Below are 18,104 nucleotides of genomic sequence, written 5' to 3'. Positions count from 1 at the left end.
CCGTACGCGGCGTCCCGATTGTCCGACCAGAGCGTGATGGCGGGCCTCACGCGGCCACGCTCCCCAGCTCGTGACCGCACTTCGCGCAGTGGGAGNGATCAAAGTAGCTGGGGACGTGGGGGCAGGGAACGAGCGTCAGCCGCTCCCCGCGCGGCCACGCGCGGCACGTGAGCGCGGACCGATCGAACGGCCGGTAGTAGACGATGGCCCCGCCATGGTCCAGCGGAGAGATGTAGTCGACCCATCCCAGCGGCGTAGCCATGCCAACCCGGACATCGGCAACGTCCACCGTCGCCGGGGCATCGGCCTGCGGGGCCTCATGGACGAGCCCCAGGGCGGTGCGGCCCGCGTCGGTCAGCCGGTACGGCCGGACACGAACCAGCCCCCCGCGCAGGTCACGGAACTGGTCAGGAACCTCGACGATCAGACCCTGCCTGACTAGGCTGTCGATCGTTCGGGCGTTGAGCGTGATCTCAGAGGCGCCGCGCGCCGAGAAGTAGCCGTGACCGACGCTGTCGGCCCGGTAAGAGACCGAGCCTTTGCGAACGACCCTCAGCGCGCGGCGCTGAGGGTCCGACAGCCGCAGGGCCTTGCTGGTGTGTGCGTCCATGGGGTCGACGGCACCCATCTCGCACTCGCACGGGCCTTCATCCACCGCACCCACCCGGACCCCGAACAGGCAGCCACCGCAGCAAGCGACGCCCTCATGATCGTTGACGGCAAGGAAGTGACCAACGGCCCGACCTTCAACCGGGCCGCCGGTATTTGGCGCACCCTCGCCCGCAACGAGGAGTGGGCACGGCTCGAACCCGTCCGCGACCTGGGCGAACAGGTCTCATCCGAGCGCCGTGCGCTCCCAGCAGGCCCAACCATCTAGATCGTTGCCAAAGTTCTCTACGGGGTCGAGTTCCGGCAGGCGATGGGCTCTTCGACGGTTGCCGGACCCGCCCGAGAAAGGACGAGCCCCTCATGGCCCAGATCGATGACCACCGGTGGATGACGCGGGCCATCGAGCTCGCTCACCGCTGCCCGCCCGCCACCGGTGCCTACTCGGTGGGTGCCGTCATCGTCGGCGAGAACGGCGAGGAGATCGCGTTCGGGTTTTCCCGCGAGGTCGACGACACGGTGCATGCCGAGGAGTCCGCGCTCGCGAAGGTCGCTCCCGATGACCCCCGTCTCGCCACCGCGACGATCTACAGCACACTCGAACCCTGCTCCCAGCGCATGTCGTGGCCACGCACCTGCACCCAGCTCATCCTGGAAGCGAAGATCCCCCGAGTGGTCATCGCCTGGCGGGAACCCAGCCTGTTCGTCGCCGACTGCCAGGGCTACGAACTGCTCGGCGCGGCCGGGGTCACGGTCGTGGGAATGCCCGAGCTCGGCGAGCGGGCCCGCGCCATGAAGGCTCACCTGGCCGTCTGATCATCGGCTGGATCACCCGCGATGGCGTCCGGGTGGGCCGGTGCCCGCCCCGGCTGCCGCGCGGGAGCCGGGGCAGGCGATCTTCTTGCCCGGCGGCGACGCATGTGGGGCGCGCCGACGGATATCGTAGATGGCGCGGCGTCGCCGTGCCGCCACGCCGCTGGCTGATCGAAACCAGGGGCGCGCCTTCCCTCTCAGTTGAGGTGGCTCAGCAGTTGAGGTGGCTGCGGCGGTGCGGTCGGCGCAACCGCGAGGGGGTGGGTCGGTGGGCGTGATCCGGGTGGAACCGTACGGCGGCCGCGACTTCGACGTCGAGGTCGCGGAGGAGACGTCTCCGGGAGTCCGCGGGCTCTCCTTCAACTACCGGGTGCGGGTCGATGACAAGGTGCTCACGGCGGTGGGGCTCTCGCCCGACGATGTGCCGGGCCTGATCGCGTTGGTCCGCGCGTCGTTCGCGTTCCTGCTCGCGCGGGAACCGGCCGGGTCCATCCTGCCCACCTTCGAGCTGTCCGAGATCACCCGCTACTTCCCGAGCTATCCGGCGGAGATCGCCGGCAGCGTGCCGAGATGAGCGGGGCCGGGGCATCGGGGGACGTCGGGGCATCGGGGGACGTCGGGGCATCGGGGGACGTCCGGGCATCGGGGGACGTGGACGCCCTGCTGCTCGTCTCGTTCGGGGGTCCCGAGGGGCCCGGCGACGTGTTGCCGTTCCTCCGCAACGTGACCAGGGGCCGGGACATCCCCGCCTCCCGGCTGGCGGTCGTCGCCGAGCAGTACCACCTGTTCGGTGGGCGTAGCCCCCTCAACGAGCAGAACCGGGCGCTGGTCACCGCGTTGCGTGCGGAGCTGCCCGGGCTGCCGGTCTACTGGGGGAACCGGAACTGGGCGCCCTATCTGACCGACACGGTCGCCCAGATGGCCGCCGACGGCATCCGGCGTGCCGCGTGCTTCGTCACCTCGGCTTTCTCGTCCTACTCGGGATGCCGGCAGTACCGGGAGGACCTCGCGGCAGCCGCCGCCGCGGTGGGGGACCGTGCGCCCGAGCTGGTGAAGCTGCGGCTGTTCTTCGACCATCCGGGGTTCGTGGAGCCGATGGTGGACCGCGGCGTCGCGGCGCTGGCCGACCTGCCGGCGAAGGTGCGTTCCGATGCCCATCTGATCTTCACCGCCCATTCGCTCCCCCTCGCGCAGGCCCGCGCCAGCGGGCGTGGCGAGGGCGCCTACGCTCGCCAGCTGCGGGCCACCGCGGCGGTGATCATCGAGGGGATCGAACGCATCACCGGCGTGCGTCATCCCTTCGACCTGGCCTTCTGCAGCCGCAGTGGATCGCCGGGCGTGCCGTGGCTCGAGCCGGACGTGCGCGATCGGCTCGCGCAGCTGGCCGCGGCGGGGGNCGCCNGTGCCGTGATCATTCCGCTGGGGNTCGTCAGCGATCACGTGGAGGTCCGCTACGACCTCGACGTGGGGGCCCTGGAACGGGCGCGGGAGCTGGGCCTGCCGGCGACGCGGGCGGGCACCGTCGGGGTGGATCCGCGGTTCGTCTCGATGGTGGGAGAACTGATCGAGGAGCTGCGTCGTCCCGGCGGTGTCCGACGGTCGCTGACCGGCCTCGGGCCATGGCCGGCGGACTGCCCCGCGCACTGCTGCGAGCCCCTCGGGCCGCCGCGGACCTGAACCCCCGCGGACCTGAATCCCCGCGGACCCGAATCCGGGGTGGTCCTGAATCCGGGAGGGTGGGCGAGGGCGGACCGCACGGCGATGCGGCCATACTGATGGTGAACCGAGGCTGATGGGGAACCGATACTGATGGGGAACGAAGCGATCAGAACCGAACGACGAAGCGAGTCAAGGTAACGGAGCGATCGGAGATATGCGGCGCTACGTGTTCGAATCCCCGGAAAGGTTCGTGGTGGGAACCGTCGGCCAGCCGGGTGACCGGGTCTTCTTCCTGCAGGCTGCCGGGCGTGGTCAGGTCGTGACGGTCGGTCTGGAGAAAACCGAGGTCACCGCCCTCGCGGAGGGGCTGACCGCGTTGCTCGGCCAGGTGGGCCAGACCCAGGGCATCGTGCTTCCGACCGCTTCGGACGTCGAGATCGATCTTGCCCCGCTGGATGCCCCGTTCGAGGAGGACTTCCATCTGGGCCAGCTCACGGTGTCCTGGGACGGCCATCGGGTCTTCGTCGAGGCGGCCGGGCTGTCTCCCGGGGAGTTCCGGCTCCCCGAGAGCGAGGACGAGCTCGACTCGTTGCGGGTGGGACTGTCGATCAAACAGGCCCGTGCCTTCATCGAACGGGCCCGCACGATCGTCGCCGCCGGGCGTCCACCGTGCGTCCTGTGCGGTCGCCCGGACGATCCGGCCGGGCACTTCTGCCCTCGGCTGAACTGACCGGAGCCGGCCGGGGCGGACAGCCGGCGATCGTCAGTTCGAGGGCGGCACGGGGGCATACGTCGGGTCGAAGGCGTCGTAGGCCGCCGCATAGGCGCGACGCACCGCCGCGGAAAGGTTGCGCAGCGCCGCGGACCTGCGGGCGATCTCGCTCGCGGTCACCGCGGCACCGTCGTCCCGGGCGGCGAGGTCGAGCAGGGTCGACAACCGCTCCGCCCGGGCCAGCAGGGCGTGCGCCCCCGGTGGATGGCCCGGGCCCAGCCCCGGGCCCGGGTCATCCACCCCGCGGTCGCGCAGCAGGGCGAGCACCTCGGGGCGGGCGCTTGCGATGTCGAGGTCGATGAGCGCGGCCGTCGTGGTGCGGATCGCGTTGCTGAGGTCGTGTTCCGCGGCGCGCAGGCCGGCTCCGGGCGGTGGCACGCGGGACGCGACGAGCACCCGCCAGTGCACCGACTCCAGCCGCCCCTCCAGGGCCGGCCCGTGCACGACGACCCCGGGGACGAGCACCAGCGGCGGGTTCGGGCCGATCACGATGATCGCCTCTCCNGCGGNGNTCGCGTCCCNGTTNACCTCCNCCNGGCCGGGCAGGCCGGTGGCGTCCCCGGGGGCGGGCAGGACCAGCCGGAGCCGTTGCGCTCCGGCCGAACGCAGGGCTCCCAGGCCCAGCACGAGCGGCTCGTCGCCGAGGGTGTGCGGCGCCGCCTCGCCACCGAGCGCGCGGTGCATCTGGGTGATGACGTCGTCGAGCCCGACGAGCCCGGCAAGCCACGCATTGCCCCATCCGGTGAGGACTCCGGACCGGGGCGACGCTGACAGGGCGGGAAGCACATTGCCTACCGTAGGCAATCGAGGAGCCTTCAGGCTCGCCGAGGGGGCCGTACCAGACCTTTTTCCGGGTGATAGCGCCATTTGTCGCCTCTGGGCAGGCACCGCCCGGCCAGCCAGGGCAGGCCCACGCTCAGCAGCCAGTAGGAGTGCTCGATGATTCCCGGAGCCGGTTCCTCATGATCGGGTCCGTCCGGCAGACCCACGAGTGGTACCCCGGCGTGCGACAGACGGTGGGCGAACGCCTGCGCGATCAGGCGGTGGCCGCGTGGCCCCGGGTGGATCCGGTCCACGTCGAAGCTGGACCGGCTGCGCACCGCAGGGTGCCCGCCGAGGTCGACCATCAACACTCCGGGGTCCGTCCGGGCCGCGGCCTGGACCGCCGCGTTGAGCCGTTCGACCCGTTCGCTCAGGATCCGGCCGAACGGCGCCGGCACCGGGAGCAGCCGGCTGGGATCGGGCATGGTAGCGGTGAGGACGACGACTCCGTCGGCCCGCAGTCGGCCCACCGTCCAGACCAGGTCCTGGCGTAACCGCAGCGGATCGAACGTCGGTTTCAGCACGTCGTTCATGCCGGCGATCACGCTGGCGATCTGGGGGCCCAGCGACAGGGCGACGGGGAGCTGACGGGTACGCACGTCGTGCGTGGTCGCTCCCGTGGTGGCCAGATTGGTGAATTCCATGGCGCCGGCCGGGCCCAGGCACGCGGCGAGCCGGGCGGCGAAGCCCCGTCCTCCCGTCGCGGGGCGGCGGTGTTCGCGTCCCATCGTCACGCCGTCGCCGAGGCCGACCGTGATGCTGTCGCCCAGCGCGACGAACCGCCGGGATCCGGTGCCGGAGTCCATGGCTCTGCCCGCCTTTCAGGCCGCGAGTCAGGCCGCGAGCGGCGGCGCCGGTGGCTGCGGGAAGGCCGTGCCCGGGGCGGCCGGACCGGGCGAGTCGTGGCAGGCAAGGAAGCCCGCGACCGTGGCCGACCAGGGGAACTGCTCCGCGCGGGCCCGGGCCGCGATCCGGCGCGCGTGGATCTGCGCAGGCGAGGCGGACAGCAGGTCCACGACGGCGTCGGCGAACGTGAATCCGCTGCCCGCGGCGATCGTGCCCACTCCCGGGACGATCAGTTCGGCGAGCGCGCTGGCGTGGTGCACCACTGCCGGGGTGCCGCTGGCGAGCGCCTCCAGAGCGGCCAGCCCGAAGGTCTCCACCGGGCCGGGGGCGAGCGCGAGGTCGGCGGTCGCCAGCAGGCCGGCGAGCCGTTCCCGGTCGGCCACGAACCCGAGGAAGGTCACCGGCAGCCCGGCCGCATGCCGTTCCAGCCGGCCCCGATGGGCCCCGTCACCGGCGATCACCAGGCGCGCCGGCACCCGGCGGCGGACGAGTTCAGCTGCCGCGTCCACGGCGAGGTCGACCCGCTTCTCCGGTGCCAGCCGGCTGGCCACCACCAGCAGCGCCTCCTGGTCACGGGCGAAGGCGCGTCGCAGGGTCAGGTCGTGGTGGGCGGAGGAGAAACGGTCGAGCTCGACGCCGAGCGGAACGTGGCGCAGGTTGCCGGCGCCGATGCGGACGAACTCCGCCGCCGCCCAGGCCGTCGTCGCCACGACGGAGTCGAAGGCGGCCGCGAGCGAGGCGTTCGCCCGGTCCGCGGCTGTCGAGACCGGCAGGACTCCCCGCAACGGTGCGGGTGTCCAGGTGCCGAGCAGGCGGTCGAGCCGCTCGTGGCTGACGACCAGCGACGGCACCCCGCGACGGCGGGCCCATCGGGCCAGTGGACGCAGGGTCGCCCGGTCGTGGACCTCGAGTCGGTCGGGCCGTTCCCGGTCGAGCAGGTCGGCGACGCGCCACGGCTCGGTGATGATCCGGTAACCGGTTCCGGGTAGCCGGGGGGCGCGCAGTTGGAGCACGCGGGCATCCGGCCGGACCAGTTCGGCGTCCTGCTCGCCCGGAATGATCTGGACGACCTCGTGGCCCGCCGCGGTGTAGCCGGCGGCGAGGTGGCGCAGTGTCGTCCGGATGCCGCCGGAGGCCGGCGCGACGAAGTTTGCCGCCTGCACGATCTTCATGCTGACCACCCGTCGTCGTTTCCCGTCCCGGGCCGCTTGCGTGCGTCCCATCCGTCCCGTCGTCCGCCCCGCCGTCCGCTCCGTCCCTCGATGACCGGGCCGGGGTGCCTGAGGCGGCCGAAGCGACCGGCCCCGCCGCCGGTGCCGAGCACGTCACGGTAGTGGCCGAGCAGCTCGTCGCCGATCGCGCTCCACCCGCATCCCGCGACCGACTCCCGGGCCGCCGCACCCATCGCCACCCGACGAGGGAGGTCGTCGGTCAGGGCCGCGACCTGCGCCCGCAGGGCCGCGGGGTCGCCGGGAGTGTAGTGCAGCCCGGTGCGGCCGTGCTCGACAACGTCAAGCAGCCCGCCCGCCGCAGGGGCGACCACCGGTACCCCGCTCGCCTTGGCCTCCTGCGCCGCCTGGCAGAATGTCTCGTGGATGCCGGTGTGGACGAAGACGTCGAGGCTCGCGACCGCGGCCGAGAGCTCCTGCCCGGCGCGGAATCCGAGGAACGCCGCGTTCGGCATCGACCGGGCCAGGGTGGGACGGGAGGGGCCGTCACCGACGACGACGAGCCGGGTGTTCGGGATGTCGGACACCGCTCCGAGCAGCTCCACCCGCTTCTCCCGGGCCAGCCGGCCGACGTAGCCGACCAGGACCTCGCCGTTCGGAGCGAGGCGGCGGCGCAGCTCGTCGTCCCGGTGCGCCGGGTGGAAACGTTCGAGGTCCACCCCCCGACTCCAGCGGGCGACCCGTTGCACGCCCTGGCTCAGGAGGGTGTCGACGGCATCCCAGGACGGCGCGAGGGTCCGGGCCGCGAGCCGATGTACGATGGCGAGCCAGTGCCAGATCGTGCGTTCCGCGGTGGCCAGCCCGTAGCGGGCTGCGAACGCGGCGATGTCCGTCTGGTAGACGGCGATGCTCGGTATGCCGAGGCGCCGCGCCGCGAACACCGCCTGCGCCCCGAGGCCGGCGGGCGCCGCCAGATGGACGATGTCCGGGNTGAACTCCCGTAAGGCGGCGGGAAGCCCGGGCCACGGGACTGCGAAGCGAAACGCCGGGTAACCCGGTAGGGGAGCCGACGGTGCCCACAGCACCGGTGCGCCGGCGTGGCTGCGCGCCGCCGCGCGTCGGGCGGCGGGCGCCGGAGCCGGCGCGATGACCATCGCCTCGTGCTGCCGGTCCCGCAGATGTTCCAGCACTCGACAGACCGTGTTCGTCACCCCGTCAACATGGGGGAGGAACGACTCGGTGATCACCGCTATGCGCACACGAGCACGGTGGCAGGGCATGGAGCCGTGCCGCAGACGGCCAGCCGACCGTTACATGAACGTTCTGGCACAGCTTGGTGCACCGTACGGGTGCACACGACCGGCTGTTCATCCGGTCGGCGGATCCGGGCCGGATTCCCGTCCGACATGGTGCCACTTGACATGATACTGCTTGACATGTTGTCACTTGAGGTGGTGTCACCTGACATGGTGCTAGCTGACATGGTGTCGTCCGACACGGCGCCCGGCGGACGCCGTGGTTCCTGGTCCGCACCGTCGCACGCCGGCCGCCGGCATTTTCCCCGGGCGCCGGTGAGGAGGATATTTGGAGGCACGGGGCGGCGCACCGGTCGGGGAGTGAGAGCCATCGAGGTGTACGCGTGATGTTCAGGCGGCAGGACACGGTCCTGATCACGTCCGCGGCCCGGTCGCGGCAGTGGGACATCCATCGGCGGGAGGNGCGTTACCTCCTCTCGATGATGTTCCGGATGCTCTGCTTCGTGCTCGCCGTGGTCGCCTTCCACGGCTGGCTACGGTTCGTCGCCGTCGCGATGGCCGTGATCATTCCGTGGGTCGCGGTGGTCATCGCCAACGGTGGTCCGACGCCCGAACGCGACCGGCCCGTCAGCTACGATCCGGGCCAGCCGGCGGCGGGCGAACTGCCGGCCCTGGAGGCCGATCCCCACCGGGTGGTCGACAGTGAGGGCTGGGTGGATGACGAGGGCTGGGTGCACGGCCATCCGGACCCACCGGGCCGGGACGGCACCGGGCTCGGCGAGGCGTCCGTCTCCGGGCCATCGGGTTGACGTCAGCCATCGGGTTGACGNCAGGTTGAGCCGGTGAGGTGCATCAGCTTCACCACTGACTACGGACTCGCCGACGGCTTCGTCGCAGCCTGCCACGGGGTGATCCTGCAGACGGTGCCGGATGCCCGGATCATCGACGTGACCCACCTGGTGCCGCCGGGGGACGTGCGGCGGGGGGCGGCCGTGCTCGCCCAGACGGTGGGTTCCCTGCCTCGGGGGGTGCACCTCGCCGTGGTGGATCCCGGGGTGGGCACGTCGCGCCGGGCCCTGGCACTGCGCGCGGTCGGCGGTCACCTGGTCGGGCCGGACAACGGCCTGCTGATCTCCGCGGCCGAGCGGCTGGGGGGGATCGAGGCCGCGGTCACGCTGGAGGTGCGGCCCGCAANCCCCGCGACGTTCCACGGCCGGGACGTCTTCGCCCCGGTGGCTGCCGCCCTGGCGCGCGGGACACCGCTCCAGGAGGTCGGTGAGCCGGTGGAGCCGGCGACCCTGGTCCGTCCCCGGGCGGCCCTGGCCCGGCTACGCCCGGATGGGACCGTGGAGACCGAGGTGGTCCTCGTCGACACGTTCGGCAACGTCCAGCTCGCGGCCTCCGGCGCGCTGCTCGGCGCGGCCGGGCTGCGCCCGCCGGGTCGGGCGGTGCTGCGACCGCTCCGGCGGGACCGCCTGACCGGGGCCGAGCAGGCGGCCGGCCCGCTCGCGGCCGCGGGCCCGATGACTGAACTGGCCGTGGGGGTCACCTTCGGCTCGGTCGGCCCGGGGGAGGCGGTGCTCTACGTCGACTCGGCGGGGATGGCGGCCCTCGCCGTGCGCGACGGTGACGCCGCGCATGCCCTCACACTTATGCCCGGCGACCGCCTTACGCTGCGCCGCTGGGACGGGCGTCCGGGACAGGCGTCCCGTGAACAGGCGTCCGGGACAGGCGTCCCGTGAACAGGCGTCCGGGACGCCGCACCGCCTGTCGGGGGTCCGCACCGGTCAGCAGAATCCCGGGAGGGTCAGCCAGCTCGGCCCCGGGTCGGGAGCGTCATCGCGCAGGACCGTTCCCTCGATCTTGCCGTACGGCCGGTCCGCAGCGTAGTAGACCGTGTTGGGATTATCGAGCCCGAACGGTTCTAGATCAACCAGAAAGTGGTGTTTGTTCGGCATTGACAGGCGGATTTCGGCGACGTCGGCGTGCGCGGTCAGCGCCGCCTCGCCCATCCGGTACAGGGTCTGTTGCAGAGCCAGGCTGTGGAGGCTCGCGAAGGTGCTGACCAGAGCCGTCCGTACCCCGTCGAACAGCCGCCCGAAGTCGAGGTCTGACTGGGCGTAGCGCCAGCGGGCGGTGACCTCTGTCGCCAGGATGCGGTCTGTCGTCTCGGGCAGTGTGGTGTACCGGTCGCGGAGAAACCCCGAGAATTCCGAGCCGGTCGACTTCAGCAGGACCAGCCCGGCGAGTCCGGACACGACGAAGGCCGTGCCACGGTCGAGGGTGACGACCGTCGTCCTTTTCTCCCCAGCCGACCTGCTGAAGGCATGGTCGTGCGGCACCCCATCCACCTGGATGCGGTCCCACCGGTACTGCTCGATTTCTATCCGGGCGCCGTCGATCCCCGGGAGGGATCCGGCGAAATGGTGACCCAGCCGGATCGCGAAATCCTCGATCTGGCCGATTCCGTGCTCGCGGGCGAAGGCGTAGACGGTGTTTTTCTGCGCGTCCGTGGTGAGCACGTGCGCATTGTCGCCGGACAGGTGCGCGGCGGCGAAGTCACCACGAAGCGCGGTGGAGACGTTCAGATCGGTGATCTGGTGCACCGGTCCGTTCCGCGCCACGTGGACGAGACGGACCTCCGCCTTTCCATACTGATTGGGCCCGAGAACGATCGCCATGTGGCCTCCCTGTCGTGGGACGGTCATTTCCCTTGTCCGGAGTGCGCCTTTCGCCCGACCGGGTCGATCGGCCTGCCGTGGGTCCGACCGTCCCGGCGCCGCACCGGTGTCGTGCCGGCACCGGTACGGGCCGGAGACCGCCGAACGTGGCCCGACCATTCTGCTGGACCGGGTGACATCCCGGACCGACGGTGAGTTTCGCGCGCCCGACTCGTGCCGCCCGGCGCCCCGGCCTGTCGCCCCGGCCTGTCGCCTGGGTGCCCCTCCGAGCCGTGTGGACCGCGGGGGTGGGATCACGCGGTGGTGGCCCGTCCGGGCGGCTTCCGGCAATGGAAAGCCAGTGAGACGTCAATGGTCCCGCATGCCGGCGGTGCCGTGTACCGCCCAGTCGTCTCTGGTTGCGGAAACTCATCTGCGCGGGTGACGGGTTGCGTCTTCTTTGATATCGCCGTGGGTTCTGGCCGTCGTTTCGGGTGGTCGGTGAAATGTCCTCCGGGGCGGGCAACCTGGGAAGGCGTTCGTGCGTCAGAAGGGGAGAAGGGGAGGGGTGTATGTGGGACGCCTGGAGAGTGCTACTCTCCGTATTAAGATGCTCGACACCGGGTGATGATCTGCCGGTTGGCGCCGTAGATTACGCTGATCGAGGGTACGTGGGGTTGATCTCTGGGTACCGTTCGGACGTAGCTTCCCGTCCGGCGATGCTGCCGGCGCGGTCTTCGGGAGGGGGCATTACATGTCTCGCTCGGTAATGATTCCCCCGCGTATTTCCCGTGGGTGGGGTCACTCGGCCAGGCCGGAATCCCGGCCGGCGGAATCGCCTGGTCGCCGGCCCCGGCGGTGGCCGGGGGGGACGCTTCTGCTCGCCGCGGTGCTGTCCGCGGCGGCCTGTTCCGGCGGGGGGGCGTCACCGGCGCCGGCCGGGGCCACCCCCGCCCCGGATCCGGCGGCGAGCGTGACGGTCACGCCGAGGGACGGCGCTACCGGGGTGGCGCTGACCAGCCCGATCGTCGTGCGCGGCAACGCCCCGCTGGCCGCGGTCTCCGTCAACCGGGGGGCGAGCGCGTCGGAGAAGACGGAGCCGGGGACAATGCCCGGCACCTTCTCGGCCGATCATCGGACCTGGACATCCTCCGGCGGGCTGTTCGCCGACTCGCGGTACGACGTCGAGGCGTCAACGTCCCCGGCGACGGGCATCGCCGGGACGACGTCGGTGCGGACCAGCTTCGTGACCGGCGTCCCGGCGAAGTCGTTCAAGGTCTCCTGGGAGCCGGTCGCGGGCCAGACCGTCGGGATCGGCGCGCCGATCAGCCTGACGTTCAGCGCCCCCGCGTCCAGTCGGGCCGCCGTCCAGAGCCGGCTGGTCGTACGGACCGATCCGCCGGTCCTCGGCGCGTGGAACTGGCTGTCGAACCGGGTCGTCATGTGGCGACCGGAGGGGTACTGGAAGCCCGGGACGAAGGTGCACGTCGAGGCTAACTTCGCCGGCTACGACGCGGGCGGGGGCCGGCTCGGGGTCAAGGACCGGGCGATGGACTTCGTCATCGGCTCCGCCCAGGTCTCCAAGGTCGACTCGGCCNCCCACACGATGAAGGTCTTCCGGGACGGGCAACTGCTGCGCACGATGCCGGTCAGTCTCGGCAGACCCAGTCTGCCGAGCATGGACGGCCCGCACAACGTGCTGGGCAAGTCACCCGAAGTGATCATGGACTCGGCCACCGTGGGCATCCCCCAGGGCAATCCGGACTACTACTACGAGAAGGTCCAGTGGGCGGTCAACTACACCAGTGGCGGGCAGTACGTGCATTCCGCCCCCTGGTCGGTGCCCTCCCAGGGGCGAGCCAACGTCTCCCACGGGTGCGTGAACGCCTCACCCGCCGACGCCCAGTGGTTCTACAACTTCACCCGGCTCGGTGACATCATCGACATCGTCAACACCGGTCGGCCGCCGGACACCTCACAGCTCGGCAACGCGTGGTCGGTCCCCTGGGCCACGTGGAAGGCGGGCAGCGCGCTGCCGGTGTCCGACCAGCTCGCCCCCGTGGTGAGCCTCGACTCCGCGGTGAGCACAGTCACGCCCGGGCCCGTGACCGCCACCCCCAGGACCGGCGCGGCGGGCGCCGGCGCCTGACCGGGCGATCGCGGCCTCGCACCCGCGGCAGCGTGGACGACGCCCGGCCCGACCGGTTCGGTGCCGGGCGTCGCCAATGTGCGCCCTCGGCCGCTCCCACCGCTATGGCGGGGGCGGGATGGCGCGGGATGGCGCGCGGTGGCGGGGTGGCGGGACGGGGACAGCCGGTCAGGGGGAGGAGTCGGGCGGGCGAGCAGGCGGTGAATTTCCGTCCGGGGGAGGTGTCGTAAACGACGGATCGGCCCGTGACGGTCGCGAACGGCTCATGCTGTTGAGTAAGGGTATGGAGAGCGAGCTGTCGAGACGCTCCGGCCCGTCGCGACGGTCGGTGCGCCGGTCCGTTCGCGCGTGCGGTCCTGCCCGAGGGCGTCGAGGCGCGCGGGCGCGGCGTCTCGTGCGGGTGCGACGTTCGAGAGGTGCATAGTGAGGCGCTTGCGCAACCAGACCACCGGCCTGCTGGTCTGGTGGGTCGAGGTGCTGATGCTGGTGATCCTGTACTACTCCTACACCGGCACCCGTGCCGTGGCCGACGCCTCCACCGGCGAGGCGATGCGGATGGGCCACGATCTCCTGCGCCTGGAGACCTTCCTGCATCTCGATCCCGAGCTCGGGCTCAACCGCTGGTTGCAGAGTGTACCGGTGCTGGCGGTCGTCTGTTGTTACTACTACGCGACGCTGCACTTCGTCGTGACGCCGGCCCTGCTGGTGTGGATGCATCGTCGGCACCCCCCCCGGTACGCTCAGGCCCGCTGGACGCTGGTGATCACCACTCTGATCTGCCTGGTCGGGTTCTTCCTGTTCCCGACCGCCCCGCCCCGGTTGCTCACCGGCACGTCCTATGTCGACACCATGTCCCACTTCGAGGGCTGGGGATGGTGGAGCGGTAGCGCGAGCGCCGCCCCGGACGGGCTGGAGGGACTGACGAACCAGTACGCCGCGCTCCCGTCGCTGCACTGCGCATGGTCGTTGTGGTGCGGTTTCCTGCTGGTGCGCTTCGGGCGCCGACCGCTGGTCCGGGTACTCGGCGCGCTTTATCCGGCGGCGACCCTGTTCGTCGTCATGTCGACGTCGAACCACTATCTCCTGGACGCGGTCGCCGGATGGGCGGTCCTGGGCGGCGCCGCCGGTGCGGTCGCGCTCGTCGCCGGGTGGCGGTCCCGGGTCGGTTTCGTGGGGAGTGCCGCTGGGCAGCCGGCCGTGCCGGGAGCCGGATCGCAGCTTGCGCCGAACGCGCTGGCACCGGTGTCCGTGCCACTGCCGTCTCCGCCGCCGTCTTCACTGGCGCCGCCGCCGTCTTCACTGGCGCCGCCGCCGTCACCGGTGCCTCCGCCCGCCCCGCCGGCCACCTCCAGCATGGCGATGCGGGTCACACCGGTGGCGCGAGCCGATGGAGCGCACGCGAACTGATCGCGGTGGGTGGCCGGTGCCGATCCGACCGGTGCCGATCCGACCGCTGTCGGCCTGGTGTGGCTCCCCAGGTGGGTGCATCTTTCGCCCCGATGCGTTACTTCTGGGACCGATGTGCGAAAGTTGCNGGACAGCGGTTTTCCCGGCCGCGTCCGACCTTGCGGCACCCCTCTCCCCACACCACCTCGAAGATCGGCCCTGTCCCGACGATCAGCGCCACCTCGAAGATCCCGCGTCCGGTCCGATCCCGCTCGGAGTCCGATCGATGTCCCTGTCCACGACCGTGCGTCTGCAACGTCCGCGCCCGGTCGCCTTCGCCATCGCACTCGTGCTGGCGTGGTTGCTGCTTGCCCTTGTCGCGTTCGCCCTGCGCCGCGGTCCCATTGAGGATGATCTCGCAGCCCGGGCGACCGCGGCGGTCCGGTCCACCGGCGGCGTGCACGCCCAGGTTCACGTCGAGGGGCGTGAGGCGGTTGTCACCGGTCGTTTCCCGAGTGCCGCCGCCGCCGAACAGGCGCGAGCCTCGGCCGCGGTCGCCGGCACGACCTCCGCGCGTCTCGGCGACGACGTGGTCATCGCGACCGAACCTGCGCGCCCCCTGGTGCTCGCTGTGGCCGGCCGAGGACTGTCGATCACGGCGACCGTGCCCGACCGGGCGAGCCGTGCCGCGTTGCTCGCTGCCGTGGCGGACGCGAGCGGCGGCTCGGTGACCGGTGAGGTCCGGGTCGACCCGGCCGTGGCGGAGCCGCCGGTGGAGGTGGTGGCCGCCGTCGCGGCGGCGCTGCGCGGTTTTCCCGGGAGCCACTCGGTCACGGTCTCCGGGACGACCGTGGCGGTGGCCGGCAGTGCCCCCGACGAGGCCACGAGGCGGCGCCTCGGCGCCCAGGTGCTGGCAGCGGCCGGTACCACCGTCCCCGATGCCACCCTGGACAACCGGCTTGTCGTCCCGCGCGAGAAGCCTGCCGCCGCGGCGGCGAAGTCCACCTCCGATGCCGGGGCCCTCGCGGCCCTACGCGCCGCCCTCGACGCTCGGAACGTGACGTTCCCGGTCGGCGCAGCAACGCTGAGCCCCCCGGCCCGCCTTTGGCTTGACCGGGTGGCGGCGGCGCTGCGCGCCGGCCGGGTCGTGGTCCTGGTCGGCGGCCACGCCGACGCCTCCGGGTCGGCGACCCTCAATCAGGCGTTGTCTCTGGACCGGGCCCAGGTGATTGCCGACTACCTGACGGACCGGGGCGTACGTCCCGACCTCATACGCGTCGCCGGGTTCGGTTCCCGGTGGCCGGTGGCCGACAACGCCACGCCTCGGGGACGGGCGGCCAACCGTCGGGTCGAGATCGTTCCGTGGCCCGACAGCTGATTCTGGGCGAGCCGGATCTCGGCTGATCCGGCCGATCTGCAGTCCGGCCGGATCTCGGGTCCGGCGGGACTGTCGGGCCCGGCCGATTTCCGGCCCAGTGCCACGATGATGTCGCGGATGCGCGACTGTCTTGCCTGCGGCGGGTGGCCCATGGCATCCTCTGCTTAGGGAAGCCTTAGCTAAGGCCGCTCCACGGGGTCGACCGCTCCACGGGGTCGAAGGATCATCGACAGATCGACGGATCGACAGGGTCGCGAACTGCCGCTTGGCCGTCCGCGTGCTGGCTGTCTCGGGCGTGGTGAGGTGCGGTGCTCGTCTGTTCGTGCTTCGCGGTGTCCGACCGGTTGCTACGCAACGTGATCGCCTCGGGTGCCTGCGACGTTGACGCCGTCGGCGAGCGATGTGATGCCGGGACGGGCTGTGGCGGCTGTGTGGAGGAGATTGCCGAGCTGTTGGGTGAGGCGTCCGCGCGCCGCGGCAGTCCGGTTGCCAGAGCGGGGCAGGGTTCCGGATCGGGTTAGGGCCGCGTGGCGGCCGAAGTGCCGCCGTTGCCGTCGTCACGGAACATCATCAACGCTCTGAGTACGGTCGCGTTCCTGGCCCGTCGGCTACGGAATGAGACCGGCTATGACCGATATCTCGGACCGCCGGCGGACCGGCCCGCCTCCGCGGTGACCGTGCATCGGGCCAGGTGACCGTCATGCTCGGGCGGTGTCCCCGCGCCCGGACACATCCGGTCCACCCGCGAGCTACCGCGTGGAGCTACCGCGTGCTGGGATCACCCTCGCGCTGCCACGACGGCATACGGATGACCCACCCCGACATTGCCGGCTACCGTGGGCCAACCGGCCGAAGTCCGCCTGAGAGGTAGCATCGGCCGGTCGATCCGGCCGAGCCGCGACGCCCCGCTGGTTGCGAGGCACGAGGTCGGCGACGGCGCTGAGTCGGCTGCGCCAGCCGGATCGCGGGCGATGCCTACGGGTACGGTACGGTGCCCCGTGAGGAGGTCGTGGCGATGTCCGCTCGCCAGGTGCGGCGGTTTNAGCTGGNGCGNGACGTTGACGTCTCCNGCGTCTCCNGGNCGGGNGCGGTCGCGTTCGGGGCGCAGGCCCCCGACGGCACCTGCGTGCTGTGGTGGGACTCCGAACACGATTCCATCGGGATCTATCCGACGATGGAGACGCTGCTTGCCATCCACGGACACGGCGGTAGTACCCGCGTCGTCTACATCGACGCCGCCGACCAGACCGTCCCCGCGGTTGCGGTGGGGCCCGCCGCTTCGGCCGTTCCCGTCCTCTCCGCGGCGTCGCCCGTGCCGGGTCCGGCGTCGCCCGTGCCGGGTCCGGCGTCGCCCGTCCCGGGTCCGGCGTCGCCCGTCCCGGGTCCGGCGTCGCCCGTCCCGGGTCCGGCGTCGCCCGTGCCGAGCCCGGGGTCGCTGGCCACCCCGGCCCGGTCGGCCCGGCCGAATGCGCCCCTGCGTGCCGCACCGTCGCTACGCCTCGGTTCCGCGGCGCGTTCGGCCGCCGCGGCTCGTGGCCCGCGTCCTTCGCCGACCCGCAAGACGCAGCCCGGGGGTGACGGCCGCTGATCAGGTCAGCGGGCGGAAGCAGGCGGTGGTCCGTTCCTGCGGGTCTACGGTGTAGAGCGCCAACGTGCCCGCCATCTCCTTCGGATCCACGCCGTTGTCGAGCATTTGCCGGTGCAGGCCCGCCATCATGGGCAGGGCGTAATGCACCAGAATCGACGTGATGTCGGCGGGATGGCGCAGCGCCTCGCGAAACTGTTCGTCGGTCGCCGCGTCGCTGGTGAGAGCGGCGAGGACGCCGAGCCGAATCCGCCCGGCGAGGTTCTCCCAGAGCTGGGCGTTTTTCGGGGCCTCCGGTCCTCGCCAGATCCCCGGGAACGCCAGGTCGGCGACGACGGCGGTCGGCTGTCGTCCCGTCCGGAGATGTATCGCGACGACCCACATCGCCATGAGCCAGCACATCCCGCGCAGGGTGTGCAGCGGATCGACCATCATCTGCTCACGGAGGTGCCGCTCGGACTGCGGGCGGCTGGCCGGAGCCAGCCAACCGCAGACGAGACGTTCGAGGTCGACGATCTGGACCATGGGCAGGTCCGCGGGGTGCGGCCGGGCCAGCGCGGCGGCCCGGTTGGACTCGGGGTCGACCAGGGCGAGCGCGCCCGGATCGGAGAGTGTCTGCCAGGCCAGACCTGCCGACGGCATGCGGCACACGGTAACGCGAAACGCGGCGCACCGACCACAGCATGGCGGCATTGTGTGGCATTCGACGGTTGCCTCACCGCCGATTCTCTGGATGTGTCGTCGTGGTCTCCACCGGAGGACCGATGCCGCGCCCACAGCGGTCCCCGGATCCGGGAGGAGCGTCGCGAACGGCAAGCGGACGCCCGGGGTTCACTCCTCGCCGAGGAGATCTGACTACTCGCCGAGGAGGTCGAGGGGGGTGGTGGGTTGGTGGGGGGTGTGGGGGGTGGTGGTGAGGTGGTGGCGCCAGAGGGTTTCGGCGGCGTCGGGGTCGTGCTGGGTGAGGTGGGTGAGGAGCTGGTGGTGGGTGGTGTGCTGGTGG

19 protein-coding genes are annotated in these 18,104 nt (G+C 71.7%); 12 read left to right on the top strand and 7 right to left on the bottom strand.

Translation table 11 applies throughout. The features are described from left to right. Positions 1-598: 598 nt before the first annotated feature. From ALLO2_RS25070 to ALLO2_RS21260, 5 genes are all read left to right on the top strand, one after another. A complete protein-coding gene (locus tag ALLO2_RS25070) occupies positions 599-877 on the top strand; it encodes a hypothetical protein (protein WP_063579739.1) in 279 nt (92 codons plus the stop codon). A gap of 92 nt (positions 878-969) precedes the next feature. After that, entirely contained in the window at positions 970-1,422 is a 453-nt protein-coding gene (locus ALLO2_RS21275) for a deaminase (RefSeq protein ID WP_011436336.1), read from the top strand. 265 nt (positions 1,423-1,687) lie between these two features. Continuing rightward, complete coding sequence (locus ALLO2_RS21270) at positions 1,688-1,993, top strand: hypothetical protein (RefSeq protein WP_023841911.1); 306 nt, start codon at positions 1,688-1,690, stop codon at positions 1,991-1,993. Further along, a complete protein-coding gene (locus ALLO2_RS21265; RefSeq protein ID WP_035734404.1) occupies positions 1,990-3,096 on the top strand; it encodes a ferrochelatase in 1,107 nt (368 codons plus the stop codon). The genes ALLO2_RS21270 and ALLO2_RS21265 overlap by 4 nt, the downstream gene beginning before the upstream one ends. 196 nt (positions 3,097-3,292) lie before the next feature. Then, positions 3,293-3,808 (top strand): DUF3090 domain-containing protein, encoded by a 516-nt coding sequence (locus ALLO2_RS21260; protein WP_011436339.1) that lies wholly within the window; start codon positions 3,293-3,295, stop codon positions 3,806-3,808. A gap of 33 nt (positions 3,809-3,841) precedes the next feature. Here ALLO2_RS21260 and ALLO2_RS21255 read toward each other — a convergent pair whose 3' ends face one another. Genes ALLO2_RS21255 through ALLO2_RS21240 form a run of 4 tightly spaced genes read right to left on the bottom strand, consistent with a single transcriptional unit; the run spans position 3,842 to position 7,946 of the window. Next, complete coding sequence (locus tag ALLO2_RS21255; RefSeq protein WP_198031063.1) at positions 3,842-4,636, bottom strand: hypothetical protein; 795 nt, start codon at positions 4,634-4,636, stop codon at positions 3,842-3,844. Positions 4,637-4,665: 29 nt separating this feature from the next. Next, on the bottom strand, positions 4,666-5,478 hold the full coding sequence (locus tag ALLO2_RS21250; RefSeq protein WP_011436341.1) for an SGNH/GDSL hydrolase family protein: 813 nt from the start codon (positions 5,476-5,478) through the stop codon (positions 4,666-4,668). Between the two features lie 27 nt (positions 5,479-5,505). Continuing rightward, positions 5,506-6,690, bottom strand: coding sequence for a glycosyltransferase (locus tag ALLO2_RS21245; RefSeq protein WP_011436342.1), 1,185 nt, complete (start codon positions 6,688-6,690; stop codon positions 5,506-5,508). Beyond that, complete coding sequence (locus ALLO2_RS21240; protein ID WP_198031062.1) at positions 6,687-7,946, bottom strand: glycosyltransferase family 1 protein; 1,260 nt, start codon at positions 7,944-7,946, stop codon at positions 6,687-6,689. The genes ALLO2_RS21245 and ALLO2_RS21240 overlap by 4 nt, the downstream gene beginning before the upstream one ends. Positions 7,947-8,329: 383 nt before the next feature. On the opposite strand from ALLO2_RS21240, the gene ALLO2_RS21235 reads away from it, so the two are divergent. Both ALLO2_RS21235 and ALLO2_RS21230 read left to right on the top strand, forming a co-directional pair. Then, positions 8,330-8,752: a DUF3099 domain-containing protein gene (locus ALLO2_RS21235; protein WP_051875496.1), complete on the top strand. Its 423-nt coding sequence runs from the start codon at positions 8,330-8,332 to the stop codon at positions 8,750-8,752. Positions 8,753-8,785: 33 nt separating this feature from the next. Next, the gene (locus ALLO2_RS21230) at positions 8,786-9,685 is read left to right on the top strand and encodes an S-adenosyl-l-methionine hydroxide adenosyltransferase family protein (RefSeq protein WP_035734403.1); all 900 of its coding nucleotides are present in this window, start codon (positions 8,786-8,788) and stop codon (positions 9,683-9,685) included. A 45-nt stretch (positions 9,686-9,730) separates the two neighbouring features. Here the strand turns inward: ALLO2_RS21230 and pucL are convergent, their stop codons facing one another. Beyond that, positions 9,731-10,624 carry a factor-independent urate hydroxylase gene (gene pucL, locus ALLO2_RS21225; protein ID WP_011436346.1) on the bottom strand — a complete coding sequence of 298 codons (894 nt, stop codon included), beginning with the start codon at positions 10,622-10,624 and terminating at the stop codon, positions 9,731-9,733. Between the two features lie 780 nt (positions 10,625-11,404). After that, positions 11,405-11,722 (bottom strand): hypothetical protein, encoded by a 318-nt coding sequence (locus ALLO2_RS28465; protein WP_235463258.1) that lies wholly within the window; start codon positions 11,720-11,722, stop codon positions 11,405-11,407. Here ALLO2_RS28465 and ALLO2_RS21220 point away from each other — a divergent pair. The 5 genes from ALLO2_RS21220 (at position 11,610) to ALLO2_RS27575 (ending at position 17,104) form a co-directional block, all read left to right on the top strand. Next, positions 11,610-12,752: an Ig-like domain-containing protein gene (locus ALLO2_RS21220; protein ID WP_369808195.1), complete on the top strand. Its 1,143-nt coding sequence runs from the start codon at positions 11,610-11,612 to the stop codon at positions 12,750-12,752. The genes ALLO2_RS28465 and ALLO2_RS21220 overlap by 113 nt on opposite strands. 423 nt (positions 12,753-13,175) lie before the next feature. After that, positions 13,176-14,159, top strand: a complete 984-nt coding sequence (locus ALLO2_RS21215) for a phosphatase PAP2 family protein (RefSeq protein ID WP_023841908.1) — start codon at positions 13,176-13,178, stop codon at positions 14,157-14,159. Between the two features lie 265 nt (positions 14,160-14,424). Beyond that, positions 14,425-15,516, top strand: a complete 1,092-nt coding sequence (locus ALLO2_RS21210; RefSeq protein ID WP_011436349.1) for an OmpA family protein — start codon at positions 14,425-14,427, stop codon at positions 15,514-15,516. Between the two features lie 308 nt (positions 15,517-15,824). After that, a complete protein-coding gene (locus ALLO2_RS25065) occupies positions 15,825-16,037 on the top strand; it encodes a bacterioferritin-associated ferredoxin (RefSeq protein ID WP_011436350.1) in 213 nt (70 codons plus the stop codon). Between the two features lie 653 nt (positions 16,038-16,690). Continuing rightward, the gene (locus ALLO2_RS27575) at positions 16,691-17,104 is read left to right on the top strand and encodes a hypothetical protein (RefSeq protein WP_232235238.1); all 414 of its coding nucleotides are present in this window, start codon (positions 16,691-16,693) and stop codon (positions 17,102-17,104) included. Here ALLO2_RS27575 and ALLO2_RS21200 read toward each other — a convergent pair whose 3' ends face one another. Next, positions 17,105-17,743, bottom strand: coding sequence for a hypothetical protein (locus tag ALLO2_RS21200; RefSeq protein ID WP_023841904.1), 639 nt, complete (start codon positions 17,741-17,743; stop codon positions 17,105-17,107). Positions 17,744-18,104: the final 361 nt, after the last annotated feature.

This window comes from Frankia sp. Allo2, from assembly GCF_000733325.1.
Classification (GTDB): domain Bacteria; phylum Actinomycetota; class Actinomycetes; order Frankiales; family Frankiaceae; genus Frankia; species Frankia casuarinae.
Note: the sequence above shows the minus strand (reverse complement) of the source record. Positions and strands in the feature narration are given on the sequence as shown.